The sequence below is a fragment of the bacterium genome, from assembly GCA_026398675.1.
GTDB lineage: Bacteria > RBG-13-66-14 > RBG-13-66-14 > RBG-13-66-14 > RBG-13-66-14 > RBG-13-66-14.
In genome coordinates this window covers 1-6,316 of record JAPLSK010000265.1, presented here as the reverse complement: position 1 = coordinate 6,316, position 6,316 = coordinate 1, and the positions used below count along the sequence as shown (strand labels likewise).

General features: G+C 65.9%; 5 protein-coding genes and 1 pseudogene. 5 read left to right on the top strand and 1 reads right to left on the bottom strand.

Annotation, left to right across the window (positions count from 1 at the left end; all coding sequences use genetic code 11):
- Positions 1-329: 329 nt before the first annotated feature.
- Positions 330-788, bottom strand: coding sequence for a 6,7-dimethyl-8-ribityllumazine synthase (gene ribH, locus NTW26_08285; GenBank protein ID MCX7022248.1), 459 nt, complete (start codon positions 786-788; stop codon positions 330-332).
- Between the two features lie 134 nt (positions 789-922).
- Between ribH and NTW26_08280 the strand changes: the two genes are divergently transcribed.
- From NTW26_08280 to secF, 5 genes and pseudogenes are all read left to right on the top strand, one after another.
- A complete protein-coding gene (locus tag NTW26_08280) occupies positions 923-2,017 on the top strand; it encodes an LptF/LptG family permease (GenBank protein ID MCX7022247.1) in 1,095 nt (364 codons plus the stop codon).
- A 180-nt stretch (positions 2,018-2,197) separates the two neighbouring features.
- A pseudogene (locus NTW26_08275) lies at positions 2,198-2,293 on the top strand (hypothetical protein).
- Between the two features lie 110 nt (positions 2,294-2,403).
- Positions 2,404-2,964 carry a hypothetical protein gene (locus tag NTW26_08270; GenBank protein ID MCX7022246.1) on the top strand — a complete coding sequence of 187 codons (561 nt, stop codon included), beginning with the start codon at positions 2,404-2,406 and terminating at the stop codon, positions 2,962-2,964.
- Between the two features lie 130 nt (positions 2,965-3,094).
- On the top strand, positions 3,095-4,678 hold the full coding sequence (secD, locus tag NTW26_08265) for a protein translocase subunit SecD (GenBank protein MCX7022245.1): 1,584 nt from the start codon (positions 3,095-3,097) through the stop codon (positions 4,676-4,678).
- A gap of 149 nt (positions 4,679-4,827) precedes the next feature.
- The gene (gene secF / locus NTW26_08260) at positions 4,828-6,213 is read left to right on the top strand and encodes a protein translocase subunit SecF (GenBank protein MCX7022244.1); all 1,386 of its coding nucleotides are present in this window, start codon (positions 4,828-4,830) and stop codon (positions 6,211-6,213) included.
- Positions 6,214-6,316: the final 103 nt, after the last annotated feature.

Below are 6,316 nucleotides of genomic sequence, written 5' to 3'. Positions count from 1 at the left end.
GAAGGGCCGCCCTACGTCGGCGCAACCGGGGGTGAGGGCCGGTCCCCTCGCCCTCCCAGGGAGAGGCGCGCCTACGGGTCGGGGACGAGGGTCGGGGTCGGGAACGTAGAAAACGCGCGGCCCGCGGAGGGGCCGCCCTACGTCGGCGCAACCGGGGGTGAGGGTCGGGGTTGCGTCCCCCTCTCCCTTTAAGGGAGAGGGCCGGGGTGAGGGTAGAAAGCAGCGAAAATCAACGGCTCCCATTTCGACCCATACAAACGGCGGGGATGGGAATCCCCGCCCTACATTACCCCTCTCCCTAACCCTCCCCCCAGAGGGGGGGGAGGGGATTATTTCAGTTGGCCGTAGAGGTCCATCAATTCCAGCGCGGCCAGGGCCGCGTCGTCACCCTTGTTCCCCGCCTTGGCCCCCGCCCGCTCGATGGCCTGCTCGATGGTGTCCGTGGTCAAAACGCCGAAGACCACCGGCTTCTCGCAGGACAGGCCCACCTGGGCGATGCCCTTGGCGACCTCGGCGGCGATGTAGTTGAAGTGGGGCGTTCCGCCCCGGATGACGGCGCCGAGACAGATGGTGGCGTCGTACTTCGGAGCCACCCGCTTCGCCACCGCCGGAATCTCCCAGGCCCCCGGGCACCAGATGACGTCTATGTCGTCGGCCTCCACCTCGTGGCGGTGGAGGGTGTCCAGGCACGCGCCCAGGAGGCGCAGGGTGATGAACTCGTTGAAGCGCGAGGCGATGACGGCCACCCGCTTGCCCTTGCCCTTCAGCTTGCCCTTGATGACGCCCATGACCGCCGTCCTTGGAGGGGGATGTCCGTGTCGCGTGAGTACTATACCCAAGCGGGGCCCCGCGGTCAAGGGAGGTCCTTGCCCCGGAGCGCGGAAACAGGTATCCTCTCCGTGTAACCTCTTCTTCAAGGCCCATGCTCGGACGGACCCTCGACCGCTACATCGCCGGCCACTTCCTGCGCTACTACCTGTACGCGCTGGCGGCCTTCGTCGCCATCTACCTCGTCGTCAACTTCATCGAGACGGTGGGCAAGTTCCTCCAGAAGGGGACCGATGTCGGCACCATCGCCAGCTACTACCTCTACATGATCCCCTTCGTCGTCAAGTGGGTCAACCCCATCGCGGTGCTTTTGGGGGTGCTCTTCTGCATCAGCATCCTGGGGAAGGGGTCGGAGATAACGGCGATGAAGGCGAGCGGCGTGTCTTTGTACCGGGTCTTCGCGCCCCTCGTCGTCCTGGGGACGCTCATCGGCGTCGGGGTGTGGGTCTTCGGCGAGACGGTGGTGCCCTACGCCAACGAGCGCTGCGTGGCCATCAAAAAGTGGGTCTTCGACGGGCTGGACCGCGAGGCGATGATGAAGGTCACCGACTACTCGACGTCGCTCTCGGGAAACCTCATCCTCTACACGGGGCAGATGGACGCCTACAACGGTCGGATGAGCCGGCCGACGCTCATCAGCTTCGACCCCGAGACCCCGGAGCTCGCCGTGGAGCGGGTGGACGCCGCGGTGGGCGAGTATCTGGACGGTGAGTGGCACTTCTACGACTGCGAGGTGCGCACCTTCGGCCCCGAGGGCCAGGAGCTGACGCTCGTTGACGTGGAGGAGATGGTGGTGCCGATAACCGAGGCGCCGGGGGAGTTCGCCATCGAGGCGCGGACGCCGGAGGACATGACCTACGGCGAGCTTTCCGCCCACATCGAGCGGATGGAGCGGGCCGGCAAGGACCCGGCCAAGGAGCGGGTGGAGCTGGACCTGAAGGTAAGCGTCCCTTTGGCGAACCTGATCGTGATTCTCATCGGGGCGCCGCTGGCCATCCGCACCGCCCGGTCGGGTACCGCCCTGGGGTTCGGGATGGCGGTGCTTCTGGGCTTCATTTTATGGGGATTCATCGCCGTGGGCCGGGCCTTCGGCCAGCGCGGCGTCATCTCTCCCTTCGTCGCCGCCTTCCTGCCGAACATCCTCTTCGGTCTGGCGGGACTGGTGCTCATCCGGCGGGTGAACCGATGAGCTTGCCGTGGGGCGGGGCGTGTGCTAAAATCCGCTCCTCCGAAGTGAGGTGGCGCGCTGCTGGTTCTGGGCCTGGAGACCTCGTGCGATGAGACGGCGGCCGCCGTCGTGGAGGACGGGCGCCGGGTTCTGTCCGACGTCGTCAGCTCCCAGGCCGCCTTCTTCTCCCGGTACGGCGGGGTGGTCCCCGAGCTGGCCGGGCGGAACCACGCGGCGAGGATTCTGCCCGTGGTCCGCGACGCGCTCTCGGTCGCCGGGGTGACTTACGACGACCTGGGCGGCGTGGCCGCCACCTACGGCCCGGGGCTCACCGGCGCGCTCCTGGTGGGGCTGAACTACGAAGTTGGGCCGGGAGAGGGGGGGGGAGGGGTCTGCTTCGGTTCAGGTTGCTGGGGGAGACGCTGGACGACGCCGCGGGCGAGGCCTACGACAAGGTGGGGCGCCTGCTGGGCATCCCCTACCCGGCGGGAGCGGTTCTCGACGAGCTGGCCGCCACCTGCGAGAGCGAGCCGGAGCCGTTCACCCGGCCGCTGCCCGAGGGGCTCGATTTCAGCTTCTCGGGGCTCAAGACCGCCGTGGCGCGACGGGTGGCCGAGCTGGAAGGGGCGGGTCGGTTGGAGGAGCGGAGGGCGGGGGTCGCGGCGGGTTTTCAGGCCGCGGTCGTCGAGACCCTCACCGAAAAGGCGCTGGCCGCCTGCCGGGAAATTTCTCTGAAAAAGCTGGTCGTCGGAGGCGGGGTGGCGGCCAATCGGGGCCTGCGCGAAATGCTGTCCCGACGGGCCGAAGACGAGGGAGTCGAGGTCCGCTTCGCCCCCCTCGAGTACGCGATGGACAACGCGGCCATGGTGGCCGCCCGGGGATTTTTTCTGCTGGCCGCCGGGCTGACGAGTCCCCCGGAATTGGAAGCGACCGCCTGCCTGGAGCTGGGAGTGAGCGACGGTCGGTAGGCCATTTAGCCGGTATTATCTAGAATCCCTCTGCCCGTTCCGGGAGCCGAACGTGTTTGAGCTGAGAGCTGCGGAAGCTCCAAAGAATTGCGGTAACCCATCGGTCGCCACTCACCCGCGAGGAGCGTAAATGGCGAGAAAGCGCCGGTTCTACGGACTCATCGCTTGGCTGGTCTTCGCCTTCGCCCTGGCCTTCGCCCTGCCGACCACCGGCGTCCTGGACAGCCTGCCCCCCGAGGTGTCCCAATGGATGCCCGTGGACAAGGTCAAGCTGGGCCTGGACCTCTCGGGCGGCATGGTGATGCGCTACGAGGCGGATATGTCCAACGTGCCCCCCGGCGACGAGCAGGTCACGCTGGACACCGTCCTGGAGATCATCCGCCGCCGGGTGGACGAGTTCGGCGTGGCCGAGCCCGAGGTGGAGCAGATAGGCGACTCGGGCATCGTCGTCCGGCTGCCGGGTATCAACGACACGGAACGGGCCAAGAAGCTCATCGGGGAGCGGGCGGTGCTCGAGTTCATGCTGGTGGACTCCGAGGGCCGGCTGGAGAAGATTCTGTCCAAGGCCTCCGGCTACCCCGTCTACCGATCGGTCCTGTCCAACGTCTACAACCTCGGGCACGGCATCTACGCCCCCGCTTCCATGAGGAACGGGCTGGACAAGCTGATCAACGACCGGGGGCTGGTCTCCGAATACCCCGGCTTCCGGCTGGCCCTTTCGGTGGAGCAGCGGCTGGACAAGAACTCCGCGGACTACGAGAACGAGATAGCGCAGAGCCTGACCGACGCGTACGGCTCCCCCGTGGAGAGCTACTATCAGATCTACCTCCTGGACGCCCGCCGCCCGATCAAGGGCTCCGACCTGACCGATGCCCAGTACACCCGCGAGAGCCAGCAGGGCCTGCCCGCCGTGAGCTTCTCCTTCAACTACACCGGCGCCGAGGCCTTCCGGGAGGTCACCGGCACCCACGTGGGAAGTCAGCTGGCCATCATCCTGGACGACGAGGTCATCTCGGCCCCGGTCATCGAGGAGGAGATTCCCGGCGAGGGCATCATCCGGGGCAACTTCACCGTGGATCGGGCCAAGGATCTGGCGATCAACCTGCGCAACGGGGCCCTGCCGGTGGCCTTGAACGTGGTCATGGAGGACACCATCGGGCCGAGTCTGGGCTCGGACTCGATCAAGTACGGCGTGACGGCGGCCCTCGTGGGGCTCGTGCTGGTGATGGGCTTCATGATCTTCTGGTATCGTTTCTCCGGCGTTATCTCCGTCGTGGCCCTCTTGTTCAACATGATCATCATCATCGCCGCGCTGGCCATTTTTGGCGCCACCCTCACCCTGCCCGGCATCGCCGGCATCATCCTCACCATCGGCATGGCCGTGGACGCCAACGTGCTCATCTTCGAGCGCATCCGCGAGGAGCTGCGCAAGGGCGTGCGGCTGGGCGAGTCGGGCGCGACCAAGCCCGCGGTGGCGGTGGCCACGGCCATCAACGTCGGATACGACAAGGCCTTCATCACCATCTTCGACTCCAACATCACCACACTCATCACCGCCGGTGTGCTTTACGTCCTGGGCACGGGGGCTATCCGGGGCTTCGCGGTCACGCTGGCCATCGGCATCCTGGCCAGCATGTTCACCGCGATCCTCGTGACCCGGGCGATATTCGACTTCCGCATACGTCGCCGGCACCTGACGAAGCTTTCCATCTAGATCGGCCGGCGAGCGCGGTTTTTTGTTGAGACAAGGGGAAAGGCAAGGGGTTTAACCGAGCGAAGCGAGCTATGCCTTCGGCAAAACCCCTTGTTCCCACCCCTCGGCACCGCCCCGAACGGACGCCTTGAAAGGCAAGGGGGTTGAACTTGCAGATTTTCACCGACGCCCATTTCGATTTCATCGGCCGGCGGAGAATCGCCTTCCTCGCCTCCGGGTTGGTCATCCTGGCGGGCATCGTCAGCTTCATCATCAATGGGGGGTTCAACCTCGGCATTGACTTCACCGGCGGCGTGCGGGTCCAGGTCAAGTTCGCCGAGGCCATCTCTACCGATGACCTGACGAAAATCCGCGGCGGCCTCGACATGGACGTCTATACCCAGGGTACCGCCGCGGACGAGGTGGTCATCCGCAACAAGGTGGCGAACACGGGGGAGGCCCTGGCCGCCGCCATCGTCCACCGGCGGGATACCGTCGGGCACTTCACCTCCTTCGACGAGCTCACCCAGATAGATGGCTTCCCCGCGGAGTACCTGGGTTTCTTCAAGGAGAACTTCGATCTCGATGAGAACCCCTTCGCGGTGACCGTCGGCGTGGAGACGAGGCCCGCCCTCAACACCGCCGACGCGCGGGTGTTGGCCACCACCATCGAGCGGATGATCGAGCGGACGACCCACACCAGCATCAGCGAGGTTCTCTCCGAGCTGCGCCCACCGGTGGGGCTGCCCGCCGGGGGGTCCACCGCCGGCCTGGTGAACCTCAACGCCCCCAACTCCCGCTCGGATTACGCGAAGCTCCTCGAGCCCCTCATGGGCATCGAAAACGCCGGGCTCCTTGCCGATGCGTTCGCCGGGGCCCGGAACCTGGGCGGCATCCAGACCATGCGCCTCCTCGGGGACACCGCCGAGGTCGAGCAGCTGGCCCGGGACGCGGGGCTCGACTCCGAGGCCGTGAATCGGCTCCTCGCCGGGAGCTACCTTTCCGGTTTCGAGATCCAGGGCGTGAACGTCATCGGCCCCAAGGTGGGCCTGGAGCTGGGTACCGCGGCCATCTACTCGGTCATCGCCGCCATGATCGGGCTCCTGTTGTACATCTCCCTGCGCTTCGAGTTCGTCTTCGCCTTGGGGGCCATCATCGCCCTGTTCCACGACGTGTTCGTGACCCTGGGCATCTTCTCCCTGTTGGGCAAGGAGATCAACCTCGCCATCATCGCCGCCATTCTGACCCTGATCGGCTACTCCTTGAACGACACCATCGTCGTCTTCGACCGCATCCGCGAGGACCGCAAGCTCCTGCGGCGCAGGACGCTGGAGGAGATCATCAACAAAGCCATCAACGAGACCCTGTCGCGCACGATACTCACCTCGGGGACGACCCTGATCGTGACCCTGGTGCTCGTCCTCTTCGGGGGCAGCGTCATCCACGACTTTGCCCTGGCCCTGACCATCGGCATCATCGTGGGCACGTACTCCTCGATCTTCATCGCCGCGCCCTTCGTCATCGGCTGGTACCGGATGTTCAAGAAGGCGGCCTGATCCGCCCGCACGGCTCAGACAAGGGGCTTAAGCCCCTTGCCATTCCATCCGAGGGTACGATGGAAGTCTTCAAGAAACTGGAGACGGCGGATCACGAGCAGGT